Source organism: Bradyrhizobium sp. LjRoot220, assembly GCF_964252915.1.
In the GTDB taxonomy this organism is placed as follows: Bacteria; Pseudomonadota; Alphaproteobacteria; order Rhizobiales; family Xanthobacteraceae; genus Bradyrhizobium.
Genome location: NZ_CAXUPS020000015.1, coordinates 79,375 through 101,485, shown reverse-complemented (window position 1 = coordinate 101,485; position 22,111 = coordinate 79,375). Strand labels below are relative to the sequence as shown.

Genomic DNA, 22,111 nt, shown 5'->3' with positions numbered 1-22,111 from the left:
CTACCGACGTGACGATACGGCCGAAGCCACCGGCGCGGAGGACGCCAGCGGCGACGCATCGCTGCTCAACACAGTGCGCGTGTTTCCTGTATCGTCTCTCCTGACCGAGTATTTCGTGCCATTATTGCGTGCATAGACCACCACCGTCGTGTCCGTGTCGCCCGTATCCTGTCGATCGACCGCTGACCGTACGGCCAAGGTGAGCTTTCCGCGCTGTCCTGCCACTGTGACCTTCTTGACCTGCACTGGCGCAAGCTGCAGCGTTACCGTACGCGCTACCTTACCGGCCGTGACGTTGCTGGCTCGACCGCCCTGCACAATCTCCTGGTCAATCGCGACGACTCGAACATTCTGAACAACGGTTTCACTCAGCATGCCATGCTGTTGAGCTGTTTTATCCTCGCTCGCTGGCGTCGGCTCTTGGGTCAACACGACATCCACATAGTCACCCGGCCAGATCAGGCCCGAGACACCAGACGCCGCATCAACGTTGATGCTGATGGCACGGCTATCCGGTGCCAGCACGCTGGCGAGAAAACCCCGTTCTCGCGGGCGCAAGATGTTTTCTGATGTGACGGGACTGCCAGTGTCGATGAAGTTGCGAACCAGAGATCCGCGAATTCCGATCTTGGCATCGGGCGTATCGAGGATCGCCCCTGCTGGAACATTAACCGGCGATACCGAGCGTACTGTGAAATCTTCATCGCGGGCCAGCGTCCCTCTCGGCAACGGATGGGCCGCGACAAAGTACCCGACAGTGAGAGGCTCCGGCGCCTTTACCGTGACCTCCACTACCGGGACCTGCACTTTCGACTGGTTCATGTTGTAGGCAATGAGCCCGAGCGCAGCGGTTGCGAGCAACAGCACCATGATGATCGAGAGACGCAAAGTAGATGACATGTCAAAGTCCTCGACTGAAAACCGTCCAGATACCACCGCACGCTATGGCAACCCCGTAAGGCAGCGGCGCGTGTCGCAGATGGCGCCAACGCTCTACCGCGTAGACGCGGCGTACGAACGACGATCCGGCGGGCGCCAGCCTGGGATATGGCAGGACGCGCATCATCAGATGCACCAGGGCAAGAATGCCGCCGGCCAGCGCGGTTATGGTCAACAATTGAATCACGCCCATCATTGGGAGGCCGATCGCCAATGCGACCAGCAGCTTGACATCGCCGCCGCCAATCAATCTGCGTTGGAAAATGGCCAACAGCAGCAGCAACAGGATCGTCGCGGCGATCAGCGATTCAGCGACTTGCGCCGGGCTGGCGAATTGACCGGCAATCCCAAGGAGCGCCAGCACCAGACAAATTTCATTTCGGATCAGTCGTGTCGCGATATCGATCGTTGCGACGTATAGCAAAAGTACAATTTCCAGAAACGAGGCTGTGGGAGCAATCCAACTCATGAAATGCCTCAAGAACAAGCGAGGGCACACTAATAAACTTGAAGTGGGGTCACATTAAAAACCGGGGGGCACATTCCAATGCCCCCCTCCGGGTTAGATGGCCGTACTACACGGCTGCGGTGAAAGCGGCTGTGATAGCCGTGATCCCGCCAGTCAGCGCCGTCGCGATGGCACCACCTGCTCCGGTACCGAACGCCGCAACCACGGCGCCGATGATACAGGCCGCCACGATAATGTACTCGAACGATACCACGCCATTCTCGTCCGTGCGCAGATGCTTGAACGCTTCGGTGGTCTTGACGTAATATTTCAACATCGGAGAAAATCCCTTCTTTGAAGATGAATTTGTGCAGTTGCCGTTGGCAGACAAAGTCGGCGCCAACACGATGCGTTATAATATTTGGCCTGAAAGCTGTCATTGCCGCTGAATAGTGCGGCTCGGAGTTTCGGAGGTAACTCGTAATTTCCGTTCCGTACAAATACGGACACGGTATATCGGAATGGTACGGGACGCGCGAGCGGTGCAAGACCAGTACCGCACGACTTCATTACATCGCCGGAGCAACGTGGTCGTTCAGATGCACCATGATCCTTCAATCACCCAATCAGCAGTACTTATGTGAAAGCGAAGCCGTCGCATGATCGAGAATACGAAAGATTCTGGACGCTTCTTTCTGCGCGCCATGTTGCTCTGGAGCGCGCGCCTTCGGACTGGAAGCGCTCCAGAGCAAGGCTCTCGCATGGCTGCCTCGCGCTGCACGCTCGAGCGGATGCCCCGATCGCGACTTGGCATTTTGCAGTGAAGTGTTAGTGAGGCGAGAGCGAAACGACGCCCATAGCGAGAAGAGCACGTTGCCTTTCGCAGTATGCGCTGCCGCTGGTTAGTCTCAGGGTCTACGTTCCCAGCGAGTATGACAGATGGATATTCCCTATGTTTCCACAGAAGCTGGTCATCGGCCGCACCACGACCGCCGGCTGATCCTTGCCCTCGTACGTGATCTCGCCGGCGTAGGCCTCGATCACCTGGCCAATCCAGCCGTCGGTGTCGGCGCCCAACGCCTTCACGAGCCGTTTCGTGTTCGTCGCGTTGAGCGACAGCGAGAACCCTTCCTCGAACGTCGCGTCGAGCTTGTTGTTCTTGCCATCGGCAACCTTCATGATCGTGAGGCGGAGCGGCCCTTCGGCCACATCGGCGAGCGTGATGAAGCTCGAGGTCACGTACTTCCTTGCATCTACCATAGGCTGTTCCTTATGGCGCTCTGATGAAACGCAGGCCAGGCCGTGCGCCGGCGGATCGGCTGCGGGTTGGGTTGATCGGTTAAGCAGCGGCGACGGCGTCCTTCTCGTCCCAGCGGCAGCACGCCAGCACGCCGGTTTTCTCTCCCTGACGGATCAGAAGTGCGCGCTCGGTGACGTCGAGGCACACGGCGTCGTTGTCGAACTCCCTGATGATCGGCGCGAGCCGAGCCAGGTCGAACGCCATGCTGGCACGGCCGATGGTCTGCGCCGCGAGCGTGTCGACCCCGGCATCCGGCTGCTGCGGCAGTGAGACCAGCAGATCAGTGTCGCCTTCTTCCCACGAGAGCCGGACCAGCCCGCTCGCTACCGGCTCGAGCCGTGCCAATGCGCCGAGCAATTCGGCCCGCTGGCACGTGGCTGAGTTGCCGGCGCCACGCGGCATGATGGCGCGGTAGGCTGGGTAGCTCGCATCGATCAGCGCAGTGACAAGTTCAAAGGAGCCGGGTGCGGTCACCGAGAATAGAGAACGCGAGCGGCGCAGGGTGATCTCGTCGCTCTTCGTCTGGTGCAGCAGCCGCCGCAGCATGGTGGCTGTTGGCGTCGGGATGATGAACCGGTCATCGTCGCTGAAATGATCCGCTGTTACAGCGGCGGTCAGCAAGGTCGTGCCATCGGTGGCGACCGCGACCAACTGATCTTCGAGGTTGTGAAGGTGCAAGCCGCACAGGTAATATCGGCTTTGCTCGGTCGCGACGGCCCGGCAGAACCTCCAGCAGCCTCAGGCAATCCGCACGCGCCAGCTCGATGCGGCCAAGCTCGTGATCGATGGCGAACGCCGCGGGCGGATCGGGCAGCGCCGGCAGGTGGTATGTGCTCTTCTCACTGCTGATCTTGATGCCACTACCCTCTGCCGTGATCTGGATTGTTGTGTTGGGCGCGAAGGCGGACAGCAGCGCGATCAGCCTGGTCGCCGATGTCGTCGTCTCGCCGGCCGTCATGATCTTCGCGGCCGTGCTCGCAATGATGCTGATGCCGGCGCGCTGGTTCGTGACAGCGAACGTAACCGCGCTGCCGCTTGCGATGATGCCGACCGCGACGTCGGGCGGCGGCTTCCGATCGGTCTTCAGCTTGATGACGGCCGCCGCCGGTGCGATCTTGGTGATCGCGGCGATCAGGGCGCTGTCTGGTGAGGCGATCTTCATGACCGCGCCCTCGGGTCGTAGTGCCAGATCAGATGTCCACAGCGGCAAACCAGACGGACGCCAGGCTCGAGCAGCTCGGCATCGACGGCGCGGAGATCGTCGCCGCACTCGCCGCACCACATGCCGGCCGCGAGGGTGATCTCGGAGCCATCGGCGAGCCGATGCGTCATCGGTCGCGGTTGAACAGCGCGCGCATTTTCTATATTTAATGTCATTGCGTTACCTTCTTGTCGCGCTGTGAACGCGGTGAGAGACCGAGGGGCTGCCGATGAGGCGGCCCTTCGCGTTTCAGGTGGCGGCTTTCTTCTTGCGGTGTTGATCGGTCTGCGCATGCCGGAGGCCGAGGCGGAGGAGGCGGCGCACCGCTTCGGACAGGGGCGGCAGGTCTTCCTCACGGCGCTGATAATCGCGGACCTCCGTGCGCATCGAGAGCTCGATACGGAGAGGAACCAGGGTCGTCGGCATGGGGACACGCTCGCATCTGTGGGGTAAGTGAGGTCAGCGTGCTCCGAAAACGACGGGCGGTCTTTCGCCCGTTGGGGCCTGTCAGAAAGATTTCTTACGGCGCGCCCCACCGCCCCGGAGATGACGCTCCTGCTGATCGAATTCGAACAGCTCCCACATCAGTTCGCGCCGCATCGTCCGCAGCTCGAACACCACATGCACCGAGAGGCGCTGCCACTGCACGGTCCTGATGATCGAGACGGCGTCGGCCGCCGCCGACCCCACCAGCTTCAGGCAAGTCTTTGCGAGCCGCACAAACGGTCCCTCTGCGCGACGATTTACGGTGAACGCCGGGCGCGCCCCGTTGCGTTCCAGTAGATCAGCGCGAGCGCCAGCATCAGCGCGTGCTCGGCCTGGCGCTTCGGTGGATGCGGCTCCGGCGTCGGTGCGTAGAGCTCCGGTACCCATTGCGGCCGGCGCTCGTCGCCCCGAAGGCGGCCCGGCTGCCATTTGCCGCCTCGCGAGAGCAGGCCCTGGATAATCCGGCATGCCTCCTCCCGCGTCGCCTTGCCTCGGAGCGCGTCGGAGTCGGGCAGCGTCCACGACACGCTGGGCCGATCGCTGCGCTTCTCGAGGTAGGTCCGCGTTCGCGGCGAGAGCTCGTCGATGCGGCGGGCCGCCTCGCCGTACCTGCGCCGCAATGCGGCGTAATACAGCGCCGTGATCTCGTGACGCACGAGGTTGTCATCGGGAACCGCGCTGGCGGTGACATAGGTTCGGAGCGCGTCCTGGATCGCCGTTACAGCTCGCGCATGTCGGCGATCGGCGGCAGCTTCGCCGCAATCAGCAGCCTCTCGACGTGCTCCCTGTCATCGATGGGGCCCGGTGTTCGGGGCTTCTTCATCGCGCCTCCACAGGCGCCGGCGACGTTGCGCGCGGAAACCCGGGCGGAACCAGCGGTCGGGAGCGACCCTATCCGCGCCTGTCGGAAAATAGCCCATGCCGCGCGGGAGATCTGCCGATATTCACAGGATCACCGCACACCGGATCAAGGCCGCTGGGGTGTAGCGGTTGTGGCGACGCCGGCAGGCGATGACGTGTGGCAAACTTTTTTACAGTTCGATGTGCTAAGCTATTGAAACTGCGGTATCAGGTCACATCCCACCCCTTCCGCCAGTATATTGGACGTATATTCAGCCCATCCTGCTATCCTGGGCTTTCATCCATCGGGCTTTGGCGAGTGGCCATGAATGATCTCGAGAAGGCGACGCAGGTGTTTGAGGCCTTGAAGGCTGCCGAAGCTCAGCCCACGCAGTTGGCGTTGCCGATGCTGAACGGACTGGTCGGCCTGGTTCAGGGAAGCGGCGAAGCGCCGCTGGAGGTCGAGGAAGCACGCTCGGCTGCATTCATGGCGATCTGCGAGGTCGGCAAGGCGCTGCACCGCGGCCAGCCTGCGGATCCGCTTTGGGCGGCGGCGATCGGGGCCACCGAACGCTGGATGGCGTTGACGAAGTAACGCCCTCTCCTGCCCGCGACGGACCTGATCCGGAAGGTGCTCAGGTTCCGACGCGCAGGGCAGACCCCTGCTTGCGCAGACAGGCAATGACCGAAAGCGCGGTGATGCGGCCGGTCTTCGGGTTTTCCGACGGGATATTCTCGATCGTCATCGAAAAGCGCGCAGAATCGGATTCGACCTCAACGCGGTGCACGTTGCGGGTCACGGTGGGATCGGCCCAAATCTGCAGCGTGGTCCGGTCGGGTCCAATGCCCGCCAGCGAAAGTGCCACGGCAACGTTGAGGTTCGCCGGAAATCCCTTGGCGGCCTCCCGCGCGGTGCCCTCGAAAATCATCAAGGGCTCGGCGATGCCGGCGATGTCGATATTGTTTTCGACCAGAAAAGGCGCCCCGGCGAGACCGTTGAGCGGTTTTCGCGTCACCATCCTGACCGACTGGATTTTGCCTTCCGCGGCGGCGGTGACCGCATCAAGACCGATCAGTGCGCCGGTCGGCACCACGATCTGGCCGCCGTTTTGCCTGGCAAGCGCGATGAGATCCTCGTGCTCGAGCAGCGCCCCCACGCTCAGGACGACAGCGGTTTTTCCACGGCTGACGAACGGCATGACGATCGATCGAACCAGCTTGCTCGGCGCGCACTCGATCACGATATCGGCTGCCGCGCAGAGATCATCGATTGGCAGGACGGCCGGCGGCCGCGTCAATCCGGCGAGGAATTCGCGATGCTTCGCCGGGTCCTGGATCGATACCGCGGCGAGGACCATGCCGTCGATGCCCTGATCCAGGGCTTCCACGACCTTTCGCCCGATCGGACCAAGGCCGACGACGGCGACGCGCCTTGAAGGGGGTGGCATGTTACGAACTCCGCAGGAATCGCTGGCCTGCCCTGCATAGCATTTTCAGGACGCGCGTCGAGCATCGCGGCGCGGTCACTTCGGGTTTCGCAACACCGGCCGGGTGTTTCGGCTTCATACGGCCGCTGGGTGGAGATCGCCAGTCCAGCGCACGGTCAGATCGCCCGATTTCTCAAGCGGCGCACACTTGCGCGGCAACGAAAATTCGGGATTCTCCAGCCCAAAAATCCATCAGACTGCGCTGCTTCAAATTGCAGAAACGAAGGAAGCCGCGCTTGGCGCGGCTTCCAGGTATGGGTCTGACGCGCCTGCCCCTACACCAGCAGGAAGTTGGAATTCTGCAGCGTGCCCGTGTAGCTGGCCACGCCGATCTCCATGTCGCTAGCCGTCATCACTCCGTCGCCGTCGAGGTCGATCTGCAGCATGTCGTGGCCCGGCGTGGTGGTAAGATAGCGCGCCTCGGCTTGGCCACTGCCGCTGAAGTCGCTGGTGCCGACGTATTCGATATGATCCCCGTTGTAGGCAATCCCTTCAAACGTGAACGTATCGTTGCTGGCATCGAAGTCGGTGATGGTGTCCCGCACCCCGTTGATCGTGGAGTCACCCACGCTGGTGAAGCGGAAATTCTCCTGTCCCGCACTGCCTGTGATGGCATCTCCGCCGACGCCGGCCGTGACGGTCGTGATTCCCGTCGAGTTGCCGCCGATGATCATGGTGTCAAAGTTGGCACTGCCGTTGACGTTTTCGACGTCGACAACGGTGACGTTGAACGCCGTTTGGGTGAAGTTCAAGGTGTCGTTGCCGTCGCCGAGATCGATTGTACTGGCGGGGTTCCCAAACAAGGTCAGCGTATCGTCCGATGAACTTCCATTGAGGAGATTGACGCTCCAGAGGTTATCGAAGGAGTTGTTGCCGGCGGCTAGGTTCAGGGTATTGGCCGTGCCCATCCCAAGATTGACCGTGACGCCCGACACGGCGTTCAGAAGCGAAACTGTATCGTCCGACGGAACTAGGAAATCGTTTACGCCGAGATCTTCGACGCCAACGATGCTAAGCGAGTTCACGCCGCTGGCGAGGGAGACCGAGTCGGCCCCCCCGCCGAGGTCGATTTCAATTCCGCTGACGATGCTGGCCAGGCTCAATTGATTGTCCGAGGCCGAGCCGTCGATGTACTCGATACCGACGGCGGAGAATGCTGCGAAGTTTCCGGCAAGGACAAGTCTATCCTCGCCATCGCCAAGATCGACGGTGCTGCCATTCGCCGCGGAGAGTGCGCCGGCGATCGTCAGCGTGTCGTCGCCTGTGGTTCCGTTCACGTGGTTGATATCATAGATGTTCGTGAATGAATTCGCGCCGGCGGCAAGATTGATCGTGTTGTCGCCGTTGCCGAGGGAGATGTTTAAGCCACTCACCGTGCTCAGCAGGTTGAGCACGTCATTGACGCCGGGCGTGGCGCCGAAGTCCGATCCGCCAATGCTATCTACACCCGTGATGTTGAGCGTGTTCGTGCCACCGGCAAGGCCGAGATTGTCATTGCCGCCGCCGAGGTCGATGATCAGCCCATTGGCATTGCTCATCAGGTTGACGAACTCGTCGCTGCTGCTGCCGGTGACGTTCTCCACATCAAACAGATTGAGCGTAAAGCCACTGCCGAAGCTGCTGCTGTTCAGCGTGACGGTGTCCGCCGCCCCTGCCCCCAAATTGATCTGGTGGCCGAAAATATTGCTTCCGATACGGAGGTAGTCGTCACCGTTGGTGCCTGTCACCGTGCTGTTGCCGGTCAGCTGTTGTGTCGAGATATCAATCGGAGTCCCCGCAGTACCTGACGACAGCAGCAGGATTGCGTCGCTAAACGCCAGGACCTCCACGTTGCTAAGAACGTCCGTGAAGTCGCGGTTTGCCGTACCGTCCACGACCTGGATCTTGCCCGCGGTGGGCACGTCGAAGTTGATGGTGTAACCGCCTTGAGCGCCGGTGAAGCTCACCATGTCGGTGCCGTTGCCGCCATCGATGGTATCGCTGCCGCCCTGGCCGGTGATGCCGTCGTTGCCGTCGCCGGCATTGATCGTATCGCCGCCTCCGCCGGCGAAGAAGGATTCATCGCTGGAGCCGCCGGTAAGGATGTCGACCTGATTTGTGCTCTGGACGCTGTTGACGCCGCCCGTGATGAAGTCCGCACCGGCCACGCCGCTGACGACACCCGACGCCAGACTGACGTTGACCCCACCCCCGCCAGCCTGGGAATAGGAGACGCGCGTGTTGCCGTTGCCGGTGATGGTATCGTCGCCCGCCAGGCCTTCGAACAGGTTGAAGGTGCCGAACGATCCCGCCGAGGTGATCCCGGTAAACCCGGCAGCGTTATAGGTATCGTTCGAGTTGCTGCCGGTCGCACTGTTGACGCCGACGAACGTGTCGCTGCCAATCGTGCTGCCGCCGGTGGCCGTGCCCGCCAGCAGGTTGATCGTCACCGCGTCGGCCGCACCGCTGTAGATGAGGCGCGTGTTGCCGTTGCCGGTGATGGCGTCGTTGCCGCCGAGGCCTTCGAACTGGTTGAAGTTGCCGAAGCCTGCATTGCCAACATTATAGAGCGAGGTGTCGGAGTATGCACCAGTGCCGAAATTCGTGGCGACGAACACGTCGTTGAAGTTGGTTCCCTGGACGCCTTCGATTCCACGCAACGTGTCAGAACCGACCGATGCGTCACCCGTTACTGTGCCTGCTGCGAAGTCGACGGTTATCGCGCCGGTCGAGAAATAGACGTTGTAGTAGTTTGCCGTGTCGAATCCGCCACGGCCATCGATGAAATCGTTGCCGCCGAGGCCTGCGAGATTGTTGCTGATGTCGCTGCCGCTCAGCGTGTCGTTGAACATCGACGCCTGGATGGCGTTGACGCCAGTGAAGGTGTCGTCACCGGTCGACGCGTCGCCAGACGCGGTACCTGTGCCCGCTGTGCCGCCGGTTTGCAGGTTGACCGTGACTCCTCCGGTCGCGCTAACATAAGTAACCCGTGTAGCGCCGTTACCCGTGATGGTGTCGTTGCCCCCCATACCGTTGAACTCGTTGAAGGTGCCGTTGGAGCCGGCATTGGTGCTGGTGCCGGAGAAACCGGAAGCATTGAAGGTATCCGCGCTATTCGTGCCGCGAACGGATTCGACGGATATAAGCGTATCCGTGCCAACCAGCGTGGCGTCGCCGATCACTTGTCCCGCAGCCAAGTTTACCGTGATGCCCACCCCCTGCGCCAGCGGGTCCTGCGCGTAGTCCGCCCGGTCAAAGCCGGTCCGACCGTTGATCGTGTCGTTGCCAGCGCGGCCTTCGAAGACCTCGACCGTGCCGTTGGCATTGGTGCTGCCGAGCAACTGGTCGGCATGTCCGGAACCGACGACGTTCGCAAACCCCGCACCGAAAAGGGTGTCATTGCCGTCACCGCCGGTTGCAGTGTGCGCCGTGAGGTCGACGGTAACGGCGCTCGCCGCGTTGGCGTAGGAAATCTTGGTCAGCAACGCGCCCTGGCTGTTGACGGCGCTGGTGATGGTGTCGTCCCCGCCCCCGCCCTCGATTTCGTTGAAGCCGAAAGCGGTGCCCGCGATGCCGGTGTCGCCGCTAAACCCTGCCGCATTCAGCGTGTCATTGTGAGCGCTGCCGACAATGCCTTCGACATTGATCAGCGTGTCGTTTCCGACCCCCGCTCCCGACACCGTGCCCGCCGCGAGATTGGCGGTGATGCCACCTGTCGCGTCGCTATACCCGGCCCGGTCGAAGCCCTGTCCGCCGTCGAGCGTATCGTTGCCGTCCATACCCTGCAGCCGGTCGCTGCCGCCGAGACCCTGGATGGTATCGTCGCCGGAGGTGCCGAACAGCGTATTGGCGTTGGCATCGCCGATGATGGCGCCGAAAATGAAGTCGCCCGCCACGAGGTTGGAGGCTGTGACGTTCTTCAGAGTGATGCTGTCGCTGCCGAACGTCAGCAATGTATCCAAGCCAACCTGGGTCGCATTGGCCTGAACGTCGGCAAAGCTGAAGATGCCGTTGACGCCGGTCAGGTCAAGCTGGTCGCCCGGAACGAAGTCGGTGATGGTATCGGCCCCGGCCCCGGTCGCAAATACCAGTCTGTCAGCTCCCGCACCGCCGGTAAGGACGTCATTGCCGGCGCCGCCGGTGATGGTGTCGTTGCCGTTGCCGCCGGAGAGACTGTCTGCGCTGGCGGTGCCAACGATGGTGTCGTTGAAGTTGGATCCGAAAACATTGAAGACACCGCCGGTGATGGTGTCGGTGCCGACCGATCCGTTGCCGGTTGCAATTCCGGTCGTGAGATTGACGTCTACGGCTCCACTCGCGTTGGAATACGAGATCTGGGTGTTGCCGTTGCCGGTGATGGTGTCGTCGCCGGCCAGGCCCTGGAACTGGTTGAAATTGCCATTGCTGTCGCTGACGTTCAGTGCGCCCGCCTCGCCGTAGCCGGTCGCCACGTAGCTATCGCCAAAATTGGTACCCTGAACGCTCTCGATCGAGAGGAGCGTATCCGTTCCGACCGAGGTATTCCCGGTGACGACACCGGACGCCATGTCGACGGTGACGCCAGCAGTCGTATTGAAGCCGCTATAGAGCGCGGTATCGAAACCGCCGCGACCATCGATCTCGTCGTCGCCAGCCAAGCCGAGGAAAACCTCGTTATTCACGTCGCCCTGGAGAGTATCCCCGAAGCCCGAGCCGTTGACGCTGTTGACGCCGGAGAAGATGTCGGTGCCAACCGACGTATCGCCGGTCGCAGTGCCGGCAGCGATGTCGACCGTTACCGCGGACATCGCGTTGGTGTAAACGAGCCGCGTGTTGCCGTTGCCGGTGATGGTGTCGTTACCGCTCAATCCCTCGAACTGGTTATAGGTGCCGTTGCTGGTGCTGACGTTCAGCGCACCTCCCGTGCCGTAGGTGCTCGCGTTGTAACTGTCGGCCAGCATGGTGCCCTGGACAGCTTCGATGTCGCGCAGCGTATCCGTGCCGATCGACGCGTCGCCGGAAGCGGTCCCCGCTCCCATGTTGACCGTCACGCCACTGGTGACGGTGCTCAGGCTGTTATAGCCCGCGGTGTCGAACCCGCCGTACCCGTCGATGAAGTCGTCGCCGCCGAGTCCGGTAAGCGTATTGTTGAAGCTGCTGCCCAGCAGCGTATCGCCATACATCGAGCCTTGCACGGCGTTGACGCCGGTAAAGCTGTCGGTCCCTTCAGTGGCGCTGGTGGCGACGCCGGCGACGGTGACCCCGGTCGTTCCAGGCGCGCTGGTCTCGAGGTCGACGCTGACGCTACTTGCCGCCGACTGGTAATTCAGCCGGGTACTGCCGTTACCGATGATCGTATCGTTGCCGGCCGCCCCGCCGAAGTCGTTGAAGGCCCCGCCAGAGCTGACATTGGTCGCACCGGCACTTCCGAAGCCAGTCGCGTTGAAGATGTCGTCATGGATCGTGCCACGAACCGCTTCGACGTTGCTGAGGGTATCGGTGCCAACCGAGGCGTCACCCGTCACAGTGCCCGCGGCCAGTTGAACCACGATGCCCGACGTCGTCGCCGGGTCGTTTTGATAGTTCACCTGGTCAAAGCCGCCGCGACCATCGATGAAGTCGTTGCCTGCCCGGCCTTCATAGGTCTCGTAGGTGAAGGCCGCATTGTCGCTACCGGTGAACGTATCGTTATGGTTCGATCCGACGATCGAATTGACGTTCGAGAGCGTATCATGGCCAACGCTCAGATCGCCGTCGGCGGTGCCCGCACCAAGATCTACCGTCACACCGCTGGTCGCGCTGACGTAGGTGGCACGGGTCGTCATTTGGCCAAGCGCATTCACGGTGCCGATGATGGTGTCATCGCCGCCGCCGCCCTCGAAATCGTCCTGGCCAACAACGATACCGGTTACGCCGGTCGAACCGGTAAACCCGGCACCATTGAAGGTGTCGGCGAAGTTGCTGCCGGTGACAGCCTCGATTCCGACCAGCGTGTCGCTGCCGACCCCCGGGCCGGTAACCGTGCCGGCCGCCATGTTGACCGTGATGCCGCCGGTGGCGTCGCTGTAATCCGCCCGGTCGAATCCGAGCCCGCCATCGAGGGCGTCGTTGCCGGCCAGACCCTTGAGCAAATCATTGCCGCCAAGGCCGTTTAGCGTGTCAGCTTCGGAAGTTCCAACCAGCGTGTCGCCGTTGGCGCCACCGGTCGAGGTAACACCGGCCACGTCGGTCACACCGATGGTGAAGTTTTTGGTGAAGGTGTTGTTACCGCCGTCCGTCACCTGGACCGTAATCTGATGCGACGTTGCCGTTTCGAAGTCGAGCGCGCCGGCGACGATGATCTGGCCGTTGAGGACGGCGAAGCGGCCGCCCGCATTGTCAGTCAGCATGTAGGTCGCGGAATCGCCCGCGTCCGGATCGGTGTCCGACAGCGTGCCGACGACCGCTCCATTGGCGCTGCCCTCGGCGATCGAGTTGCCGCTGAGCGCGATATTGGTCGGCGCCTCGTTGACGTCGGTGACGCTGATCGTCACCGCCTTGGTGCTGAACAGATTCCCCCCGTCGGTGGCGACGACGTTGATGCTGTAGGAGCTCTTGGCCTCGTAATCCGCCGAACTGTTCAGCGTGACCTGGCCATTGGTGTCGATGGTGAAGGCGGCTGCGTCGGTACCACCCGAGAGACTCCAGACAATCGTGTCGCCGGCATCCGGGTCGCTGGCAGTTGCCTGATAGACCACGGTGCTGGTTGCCGCGTTTTCGGCAACAGTACCGGTCGCGCCTGAGTTGACCGTCGGTGCGTCGTTCACATCGGTGACGCCGATGCTGAACACCTCGTCTTTCGTCGCGCCACTGGCGTCGGTGACGCGTACTGTCACTTGCTGTGACGCGCCGGCCTCGTAGTCGATCGGACCCGCGACGACGAGATTGTTGCCGCTGATCGCGAACATCCCGTTCGGGTTGACGATGCTGAAGGTGAACGTGTCGCCGGCGTCCGGATCGGAGGCGGACAAGGTGCCGACGACCGTATTGACGGCGCTGTTCTCGGCCACTGACGATCCGAGAAGCGAAATGTCTGACGGAGCGTGGTTGACTCCGGAGGTCACGAAACTGTCGTCGGTCAGGGTGCCGGTCAGGCCGTTGAGGGTGATCTCCATGTCACCCGCGCCGTCACCGTCCAGGTCGATCTGCAGAACATTGCCGTTGAGAAGGCGGGCTTCGGAGTTCCCTGGCGTTCCGGTGAACACGCCGCTGTTGACGAAATGGATGTCGCCGGCGAGGCCCGCGACGTGATCGAGCACGATCGTATCAACGGCGGCGTTGAAGTCGTTGACGGTTTCGCCTCCCCCGACCCCGGCCTGCCCTGCGCTGGTGTAGCGGATGTTGTCCTGTCCGGCGCTGGCGGTGATGAAATCGGTTCCCAATCCGCCGGTCACCGTGGTGGTTCCGGAGGTATTTGCGATCGTGATGGTGTCGTTGAATTCGCTGCCGTTGACGTTCTCGATGTTCTTGACGGTGACGCCGGTGGCGATGACGCCAAGGTTCAGCGTGTCGATATCGGCGCCAAGATCAATGGTGCTGCCCTGGGCGTTCTCCAGCGTGGTGAGCACGTCAGCCGACGCGGTACCCATGATGGTGTCGAGGCCGTAACCCTGCACGGAATTGGTGCCCGCCGCGAGGTTAAGCGTGTTGTTGCCGTCACCGAGATTGATGTTGATGCCGGTCACGTTGCTGAGCAGCGTCAGGGTGTCGTCGGACGGATCCCCGAAGTCGCTGCCGTTGATGGCTGCGACGCTGACGACGCCGACGGAGTTCGAACCGTTGGCAAGAATGAGGGTATCGTTGCCGGTCCCGAGATCGAACGTGACATCCGTCACTTCGTTCTGCAGGACAATGTAGTCGTCGGCCGTCCCGCCAACCACATTTTCAACGCCGACGAGGCCAAGCGTGCTGAAACCCGTCGGATTGGTCAGGATCAGCGTATCGGTGCCGTCGCCGAGATTGACGGTAGACTGATAGAGTCCGTTGACGACGGTGAGCGTATCACCGGACGACGTGCCGTTGATGATGTTCGTCCCAAAGGCGTTGTTCAGCGAGTTGCTTCCCGCGGCCAGATTGATCGTGTTGGTTCCAAGGCCGAGATTGACCGAGAGGCCGCTGACAAGATTCGTCAGCGTGAGCGTATCGTCGCTGGCGACTGCCTCGTTGACGTTGATGGTTTCGACACCGACGGCGCCGACTGAGTTGATTCCGCTGAAAAGTGTGAGAGTGTCGTTGCTGCCGTTGCCGAGATCGAAGGTGACGTCTGAAACAATGTTCTGCAGGTTGACGAAATCGTCGGCCGTTCCACCGAAAACGTTTTCTACGCCGGATAGCCCAAGGGTATTGAACCCGTTGGTCAGGATCAGCGTATCGGTTCCGCCGCCGAGATTGACCGTGGAGCCGTTAATTCCGTTCGAAATCGTAAGTGCGTCGTCGGATCCGGTACCATTGATGGTGTTGATATTGAAGACATTGACGAGCGAGTTGGCGCCGGCAGCCAAATTCAGGGTGTTATTGCCTTGCTGCAGATTGACGGTGAGACCGGTAACACTATTCAGCAAGGTCAGGGTGTCGTTCGACACCGGGCTGCCAACAATTCCGTCCTGCGTATTGATGCTTTCGACATTGACCACGCTGATGGCGTTGATACCGCCGGCGAGATTAACGACGTCGTTTGTTCCTACACCCAAATCGATCGCCAGGCCGTTGGCGTTGGCTACCAGACTGAGGAAATCATCGGCACCGGAGCCTTTCAAACTCTCGACGTTGGCGAGATTGAGGTTGTAAAAGCCGCTCACACCGAGGGTGATCGTGTCGCCGGTACCACCACCGAGATCGATCAAGCGGTTGGAAAGCTGCTGCCCGATCGTCAGAAAGTCATCGCCTGTGCCAGTCAGCGTTCCGACCGCAACGCCTCCAATGAAATTCAGCCCGGTCACGTTGACCGGCGAACCGGCGAGGCCCGACGTCGTCAGCAGATACTGGTTGCTGAATTGCAGGACCTCGATGCCGGTGAAGGTATCGCTGCCATCCGGTCCAGAGACGGATCCGACACCCGCCCCGGTCAGATTGATGGTGTAGAGGTTGCGCGCACCGGTATAGACCGCCATATCGGCGAAGCCGCTGCCGCCCTCGATCGTATCGTTGCCGGCGCCACCGGTGATGGTGTCGCTGCCGCCGCCGCCATTGATGGTATCGTCACCGGCGCCGCCGTCGAAGGCGTTGTTGGTGCCGTCGCCCGTGATGCTGTCGCCATGCCCGGATCCGGTGATGCTGTTGACGAGTGTAAAGGTGTCCGTGCCGACCGACGCATTGCCGACAGCCGTGCCGCTGCCTGAACCGGTGAACACAACCGTGACGCCCGCGGTCGCGTTGAAATAGCCCAGACGCGTGTTGCCGTTGCCAGTGATGGTGTCGTTGCCGCCGAGACCTTCGAACTGGTTGAAGCTGAAGTTGTTGCCGACATTGAGGGCGCCCGCCAGGCCGTAACCTGTCGCGTTGAAGGTGTCGGCGAAATGGGTGCCTTGAATGGCTTCGATCGACTGCAACGTGTCCTGGCCGATTACACCGCTGACATTATCCGTCACGGTTCCGGCGGCGAGCATCACGGCGATGCCCCCGGTGCTAAGGGTCATGCTGTTGTAGCTCGCAGTATCGAAGCCGCCGCGGCCGTCGATGATGTCGTCGCCGCCCAGTCCGGTCAGGGTGTTGTTGAAATTGCTTCCAAGCAACGTGTCGTTGAATGACGACCCTTGCGCGGCATTGACGCCCGTCAGTGTGTCGGCGCCTTCGGTGGCGCCGGTCGCGGTACCGGCAACGTTCGTCGCGGTAACGCCGGGTTGGCCCAAGTTGGTTTGCAGGTTGACCGTCACGCCAGCCAATGCGCTCGAGAAATTGACGCGCGTGGCGCCGTTGCCAATGACCGTGTCGTTACCGCCCCCGCCCTGGAAGTCGTTGAAGGTACCCGACGAGCCGATATTGGCAGTGCCCGCCGTACCGAAGTTCGTTGCGTCGTACAGGTCGTTGAAGTTCGTGCCGCGCACGGCCTCTACCTGCCGAAGCGTGTCGGTGCCGACCGTTACATCGCCGGTCACCGTTCCAGTTGCCATGTTGACAGTGATGCCTGTCGTGGTTGTCAGGTCGGTCGCATAGACGACGACATCGTAGCCGCCGCGCCCCTCAATGGTGTCGTTGCCGCGACGGCCTTCATAGGCCTCGAACGAACCGGGTCCGTTATCGCTTCCGCGAAGGATATCGTCGTAGTTCGAACCCCAGACGTTAAGAATGTTGCTGATCGTATCGTGGCCGACGTTGGCAACGTCTGCCGCGTCAGTTCCGAAGGCTTGCCCGGTCTGCAAATCGACGGTGACACCGGCAGATGCGCCAAGGTAGCTCACCCGCGTGAGGGCATGGCCCAGCGTATTCGTCGCGCCGATGATCTCGTCGTCGCCTCCGCCACCCTCGAATTCGCTGAAACCGATGATAGACCCGGGCAATCCGGCGGTTCCAGTGAACCCCGCGCCGTCGAAATGGTCGTCGAAGTCACTGCCAATGAAGCCATCTACGGCAATCAGGGTATCGCTGCCGATGCCCGCGCCGGTTACGGTTCCTGTAAGCAAATTGACGGTGATGCCGCCGGTCGCATCGGCATAAGTCGCGCGGTCGAAGTTGCTGCCGCCGTCGATGATGTCATCACCCGCTCCGCCAGTCAGGAGATCCTTGCCGTCATCGCCGTAAAGCTTGTCATCCCCCTCGCCGCCGAGAATGGTATCGCTGCCGTTGCCGCCGTGGATGGTGTCCTTGCCGCCGAGGCCGCTGAGCGTGTCGTTGCCATCGAGACCATCGATGACGTCGTTGCCGCCGGCCCCCGAGATAGTGTCGTTGCCGGAGGTGCCGACCTCCGAGCCGTCGGGGTCGCCCACTTCCGCCGTCTGGATCGCGGTCGTCAGAGCGCCGCCGGTGTTTTCGTTAACGGCGGCAGTAAAATCGCCGGTACCCGCAGCAGCAGCCAGCGCATCCGTCGTTTGCCCCAGCGCCACAGTGGCCGCCTGGGCCAAGCTAGTCAGAATATCAAGCGCGTCGCCGGTGCCGGAGGCGGCGCTCGCAATAGCCGCATTGGCCTCTGACACGATTTGTGTGGCGGCATTGATTGTTGCGGTGCTCGCGCTCGGTGCCGCGTCCACGATAATCGAGGTCAAGGTCGTAGTATCGGACAGATTGACCGTGCTGCCTCCCGCGTCTGAAATCGCGGTTGCTACCGCAGACACGACATCCGCGCCTGTGGTGGCCGATCCGGCCGCCGCTGTAATCTGCGCAATCGTGGTCTGAACCTGAATGCCTGCGGCAAGAATCTCCGTCGCGTTGGGATCGCCCGCCGCCGCAGCTTGCACAGGATCGAAGTTCTGCAGGTCGATCGAGGGCTCGAGTCCGAATGCGGTTGCAATCGCCTCCTGCGCTGCGACAGCCGCATCCTCCAGGGCTTGTTCGTAGCCAGGATCTTGCGGATCGAGGTTGGCCGTCGCCGCGCTCACCAATGCGGTGACGAGCGTGGTCAGCGGCGTAACGACGGTTGAGCCGTTGGGCGCACTGAGAACGCCGAGAAACTCCAGACCGGTGGAGACGTCGACACCGCCGAACATCACCAGATTGCCGGTGCCGCCGGTCAGCGTGAAGGTGCCGTCGGACCGGGTAGTGGTCGAAAACTCACCGGCGTCGAGGGTGCCGTTGCCGTTGGCGTCGGCGAACACCGTCGCGCCGGAAATATAGCCGTCGGAGACGAGGCCGTCCTGATAGCCTTCGGGAGCTGTAACCTCGACGACTACGTCGATGGAGGTCGATGCGGTGCTGATCCCGTCGGAGGAGGTCGCGGTCACCTCCAGGTGGAACGTGTCGATCGCGCCCAGGCCAGGCGTTCCCGGCAGCATCGTGAGTGTTTCGATGATGGCTCCAAGGTCTTGCCCGGGACCTGCCGTGATGACCCAGTCGCCGTCGTCGTTCTTCTCGCCGCTGGAGAGAATGTAGTTGCCAGCCACACCCTTGATGGTGACCGAGAGAGTTTCCGAAAGGTCGTTGAGCTCGAGATGCAGTCCGAGCGGAATCGGGGCAGCAGAAGCTATCTCGGAAATCGTTGACGGTCCCGCCAGGTCCGGCTCGTCCGCAACGCCGGCAATGTTCACCGTCAGCGTCTGCGCGATTGTCGAAAGTTGCGAACTGGACGCATCGTCCGTGCTGGTTGCAGTGACCGACAGATTGATGGTGCCGGAGAAGTCGGGCGCCGGAATAAGGGCGAGGCCTGCCAGATCCAAACCGCTGAGGTGCCAGATGCTGCTGTCGCCGGCATCCGGCGTGCCATGGTTGAGGGTAACGCCGGCCGGCACACCGGTGATCGTCAGCGCCAATGTGGAACCGGAATCGACCAGCGTCGACGTGATCGTCAACGGAATCGCGGTGTCCTCGAGACCACTGGCAGTCGCGACGCTCAGCGTCGGGGCGTCCTGCGCGCCGAGGATGCTGATAGTGATGACTTGAGGCGTGCCATCCGCGGTAGTGACGGTCAGGCTGTCGGTGTAGGTCTGACCAACCGCGAATTCGTTGCGGGCGGTATCGGTGCTGTAGGTCCACACTCCCGCCGAGTCGATGGAGAAGTGGCCATAGCCGTTGCTGCCCGCCACGTTGCTCTGCGCCGTGAAGGTCGCCGCACCATCGACGTCCGTGGCGCTCAGCGTTCCGCCAGCGTTCAGAATTGCGTCCGTTTCCGCCAGGTTCGCCGTGCTGGTGCCGGTAATGACGGCGGCATCGTTGGCGCCGAGGATGCTGACCGTGATGACTTGAGGCGTACCGTCGGCGGTCGCGACCGTCAGGCTGTCGGTATAGGTCTGGCCGGCCACGAATTCATCATGGGCGGTATCGGTGCTATAGGTCCACGCCCCCGCCGAGTCGATGGAGAAGTGGCCGTAGCCGTTGCTGCCCGCCACGTTACTCTGCGCCGTGAAGGTGGCCGCACCATCGACATCCGTGGCGCTCAGCGTTCCGCCAGTGCTTAGAATCGCGTTCGTTTCCGCCAGGTTCGCGGTGTTGGTGCCGGTAATGACGGCGGCATCGTTGGCGCCGAGGATGCTGACCGTGATGACGTGAGACGTACCATCCGCGGTCGCGACCGTCAGACTGTCGGTATAGGTCTGGCCGGCCACGAATTCATCGTGGGCGGTATCGGTGCTGTAGGTCCACACGCCCGCCGAGTCGATGGAGAAGTGGCCATAACCATTGCTGCCCGCCACGTTGCTCTGCGCCGTGAAAGTAGCCGCACCATCGATGTCCGTGGCGCTCAGCGTTCCGCCAGCGTTCAGAATCGCGTTCGTTTCCGCCAGGTTCGCCGTATTGGTACCGGTAATGACGGCAGCGTCGTTGGCGCCGTTGATGGTGAAGGTTACCTGCTTGGTGGTGCCATCGAGCGACGTGACCGTGAAAGTATCGACCTTGGTGCTGCCGGCGCCGAGCGATTGGGTGAGGCTGTTAGCCACCGTGTAGGTGTAGCTGCCGTCGCTGGACAGCAAGAGCGTGCCGAGATTTCCCGCTGCCGAGGTGACCGTGGCTTGGAAGGCGGCCTCCCCTGCGTCGGCATCGGAGATCGAGATCGTGCCGGTCGCGGTGATATCCGGCGCCGCGGCGTCCTCGGAGACACTCGAAACGCTCGGGTTTCCGATCACCGCGGGTTGGTTGGCCGACGTGGGACCATGAACGGTGAAGGTGACCTGCTTGGTCGTGCCGTCGAACGAGGTGACCGTGAACGTATCGACCTTGGTGCCGCCGATGCCGAGCTGCTCGGCTGCGCTCTCCGGCACGGAGTAGGTGTACGTGCCGTTGCTGTTGAGCACGAGATTGCCGAAATTGCCTGCTGCCGAAACCACCGTCGTATTGAACGACGCCTGGTTCTGATCAACATCCGAGATCGAGATCGAACCCGTCGCGGTCAACGTCGTCTCATTGGGATTGGCCGTGACGTCGCGATGGGTCGGCGTGCCGATCACCGCGGCATCGTTGGTGCCGTGGATCGTGAAGGAGACCTGCTTGGTGGTGCCGTCCTTCGAGGTAACCGTGAATGTATCGATCTTGGTATCGCCGGCGCCGAGATGCTGCACGGCCGAGCTTGCAACAAAATAACTGTAGCTGCCGTTGGGCAGCAGCACCAACGTGCCGAGCGCGCCCTGGCCGCTGATCAGCGCCGTCTTGAACGCGGCTTCGCCCGCATCGGGGTCCGTGATCGAGATCGAGCCGAAGGCATACAGGATCGGCTGCGCCGTGGCATCCTCGGTCACGTTGCTGACGGTTGGCGTGCCGATGACTGCGGCATCGTTGATACCCTTGATGACAAAGCTCACCTGCTTGCTGGTGCCGTCCACCGAAGTGATCGTGAACGTTTCGGTTTTGGTGGCGCCCGCCCCGAGATAGCCCACGGCACTTTTGGCAACCGAGTAGGTGTATGATCCGTTCGCGTTGAGTGACAGCGTTCCCAGATTGGCGCCTTGAGCCACCGTCGTATTGAACGCGGCCTGGCCCTGATCGACATCCGAGACCGAGATCGTGCCTGACGCCGTCAACGACGATCCGCCGGTGTCGCTCGTGTTGCGCATCGTCGGCGTGCCGATCACCGCGACGTCGTTCTTGCCTTGAATTGTGAAACTGATCTGCTTGGTGGTGCCGTCAAGCGCCGTCACGGCAAACGTTTCGGTCCTGGTGTCGTTGACGCCGAGATATTGCGTGGCAGAATTGGAGACCGAGTAGGTGTACGCTCCGTTCGCGGCGATCGTCAGCGTTCCAAGATTGCTGCCGACCGAAGTCACCGTCGTCTGGAACGAAGCCTCGCCCTGATCGGCATCCGAAATCGACAGCGTGCCGGTGGCTTTTAGTTTGCCGCTGGAAATACCGACATCTTCGCTGACCTGGGATACCGCGGGGTCGCCGATCACGGCCGCATCATTGGTGCCCTTGATCGTGAAACTGACTTGCTTGGTTGTGCCGTCGACCGACGTCACCGTGAAGGTCTCGACCTTGGTCTTGTTGGCTCCCAGATACTGAACGGCACTGTTGGCGACCGAGTAGGTATAGGCCCCGTTGGCGGCGATCGTCAGCGTTCCCAAGGTGCCAATGGCTGATTTTACCGTGGTCTTGAAAACAGCCTGTCCGGGGTTGGCATCACTGATCGGGATGAATCCAGAGGCGACCAAAAGCTGCAAATTCGTATCTTCGGTGACATCCTTGTTGGTGGGTGTACCAATGATTGCTGGTGAATTTGCCATAGTATTGCCCTCACGAAAAATCGGTTGGTCTGACGGTGTCAGATCAATCCGCGGATTTTGATTGGATGTTTGAAGGCCCCAACAGGCCCCACGAGTAATCGAAATAAATTTTCGTCG

At 61.7% G+C, this 22,111-nt stretch carries 13 protein-coding genes; 2 read left to right on the top strand and 11 right to left on the bottom strand.

What is annotated here, in order from left to right; all coding sequences use genetic code 11:
- The 6 genes from cpaB to ACSQ84_RS34645 form a co-directional block, all read right to left on the bottom strand.
- Entirely contained in the window at window positions 1-900 is a 900-nt protein-coding gene (gene cpaB / locus ACSQ84_RS34670; RefSeq protein WP_436216252.1) for a Flp pilus assembly protein CpaB, read from the bottom strand.
- 1 nt (window position 901) lies between these two features.
- Window positions 902-1,408: an A24 family peptidase gene (locus ACSQ84_RS34665; RefSeq protein WP_436216251.1), complete on the bottom strand. Its 507-nt coding sequence runs from the start codon at window positions 1,406-1,408 to the stop codon at window positions 902-904.
- Between the two features lie 106 nt (window positions 1,409-1,514).
- On the bottom strand, window positions 1,515-1,724 hold the full coding sequence (locus ACSQ84_RS34660; RefSeq protein WP_436216250.1) for a hypothetical protein: 210 nt from the start codon (window positions 1,722-1,724) through the stop codon (window positions 1,515-1,517).
- Window positions 1,725-2,302: 578 nt separating this feature from the next.
- Window positions 2,303-2,647, bottom strand: coding sequence for a hypothetical protein (locus tag ACSQ84_RS34655; protein ID WP_436216249.1), 345 nt, complete (start codon window positions 2,645-2,647; stop codon window positions 2,303-2,305).
- 79 nt (window positions 2,648-2,726) lie between these two features.
- Window positions 2,727-3,365, bottom strand: coding sequence for a hypothetical protein (locus ACSQ84_RS34650; RefSeq protein WP_436216248.1), 639 nt, complete (start codon window positions 3,363-3,365; stop codon window positions 2,727-2,729).
- A complete protein-coding gene (locus ACSQ84_RS34645; RefSeq protein ID WP_436216247.1) occupies window positions 3,265-3,849 on the bottom strand; it encodes a hypothetical protein in 585 nt (194 codons plus the stop codon). Before ACSQ84_RS34645 ends, ACSQ84_RS34650 begins: the two co-directional genes overlap by 101 nt.
- A 32-nt stretch (window positions 3,850-3,881) precedes the next feature.
- Between ACSQ84_RS34645 and ACSQ84_RS34640 the strand changes: the two genes are divergently transcribed.
- A complete protein-coding gene (locus tag ACSQ84_RS34640) occupies window positions 3,882-4,058 on the top strand; it encodes a hypothetical protein (protein WP_436216246.1) in 177 nt (58 codons plus the stop codon).
- A gap of 79 nt (window positions 4,059-4,137) precedes the next feature.
- Here ACSQ84_RS34640 and ACSQ84_RS34635 read toward each other — a convergent pair whose 3' ends face one another.
- From ACSQ84_RS34635 to ACSQ84_RS34625, 3 genes are all read right to left on the bottom strand, one after another.
- Window positions 4,138-4,314: a hypothetical protein gene (locus ACSQ84_RS34635; protein ID WP_436216245.1), complete on the bottom strand. Its 177-nt coding sequence runs from the start codon at window positions 4,312-4,314 to the stop codon at window positions 4,138-4,140.
- A gap of 81 nt (window positions 4,315-4,395) precedes the next feature.
- The gene (locus ACSQ84_RS34630; RefSeq protein WP_436216244.1) at window positions 4,396-4,608 is read right to left on the bottom strand and encodes a hypothetical protein; all 213 of its coding nucleotides are present in this window, start codon (window positions 4,606-4,608) and stop codon (window positions 4,396-4,398) included.
- A gap of 23 nt (window positions 4,609-4,631) precedes the next feature.
- Entirely contained in the window at window positions 4,632-5,030 is a 399-nt protein-coding gene (locus ACSQ84_RS34625; protein WP_436216243.1) for a hypothetical protein, read from the bottom strand.
- A 509-nt stretch (window positions 5,031-5,539) separates the two neighbouring features.
- Between ACSQ84_RS34625 and ACSQ84_RS34620 the strand changes: the two genes are divergently transcribed.
- Window positions 5,540-5,809: a hypothetical protein gene (locus tag ACSQ84_RS34620; RefSeq protein WP_436216242.1), complete on the top strand. Its 270-nt coding sequence runs from the start codon at window positions 5,540-5,542 to the stop codon at window positions 5,807-5,809.
- Between the two features lie 40 nt (window positions 5,810-5,849).
- Here ACSQ84_RS34620 and ACSQ84_RS34615 read toward each other — a convergent pair whose 3' ends face one another.
- Window positions 5,850-6,662 (bottom strand): aspartate dehydrogenase, encoded by an 813-nt coding sequence (locus ACSQ84_RS34615; protein ID WP_436216241.1) that lies wholly within the window; start codon window positions 6,660-6,662, stop codon window positions 5,850-5,852.
- Between the two features lie 314 nt (window positions 6,663-6,976).
- Window positions 6,977-21,994 (bottom strand): VCBS domain-containing protein, encoded by a 15,018-nt coding sequence (locus ACSQ84_RS34610; protein ID WP_436216240.1) that lies wholly within the window; start codon window positions 21,992-21,994, stop codon window positions 6,977-6,979.
- Window positions 21,995-22,111: the final 117 nt, after the last annotated feature.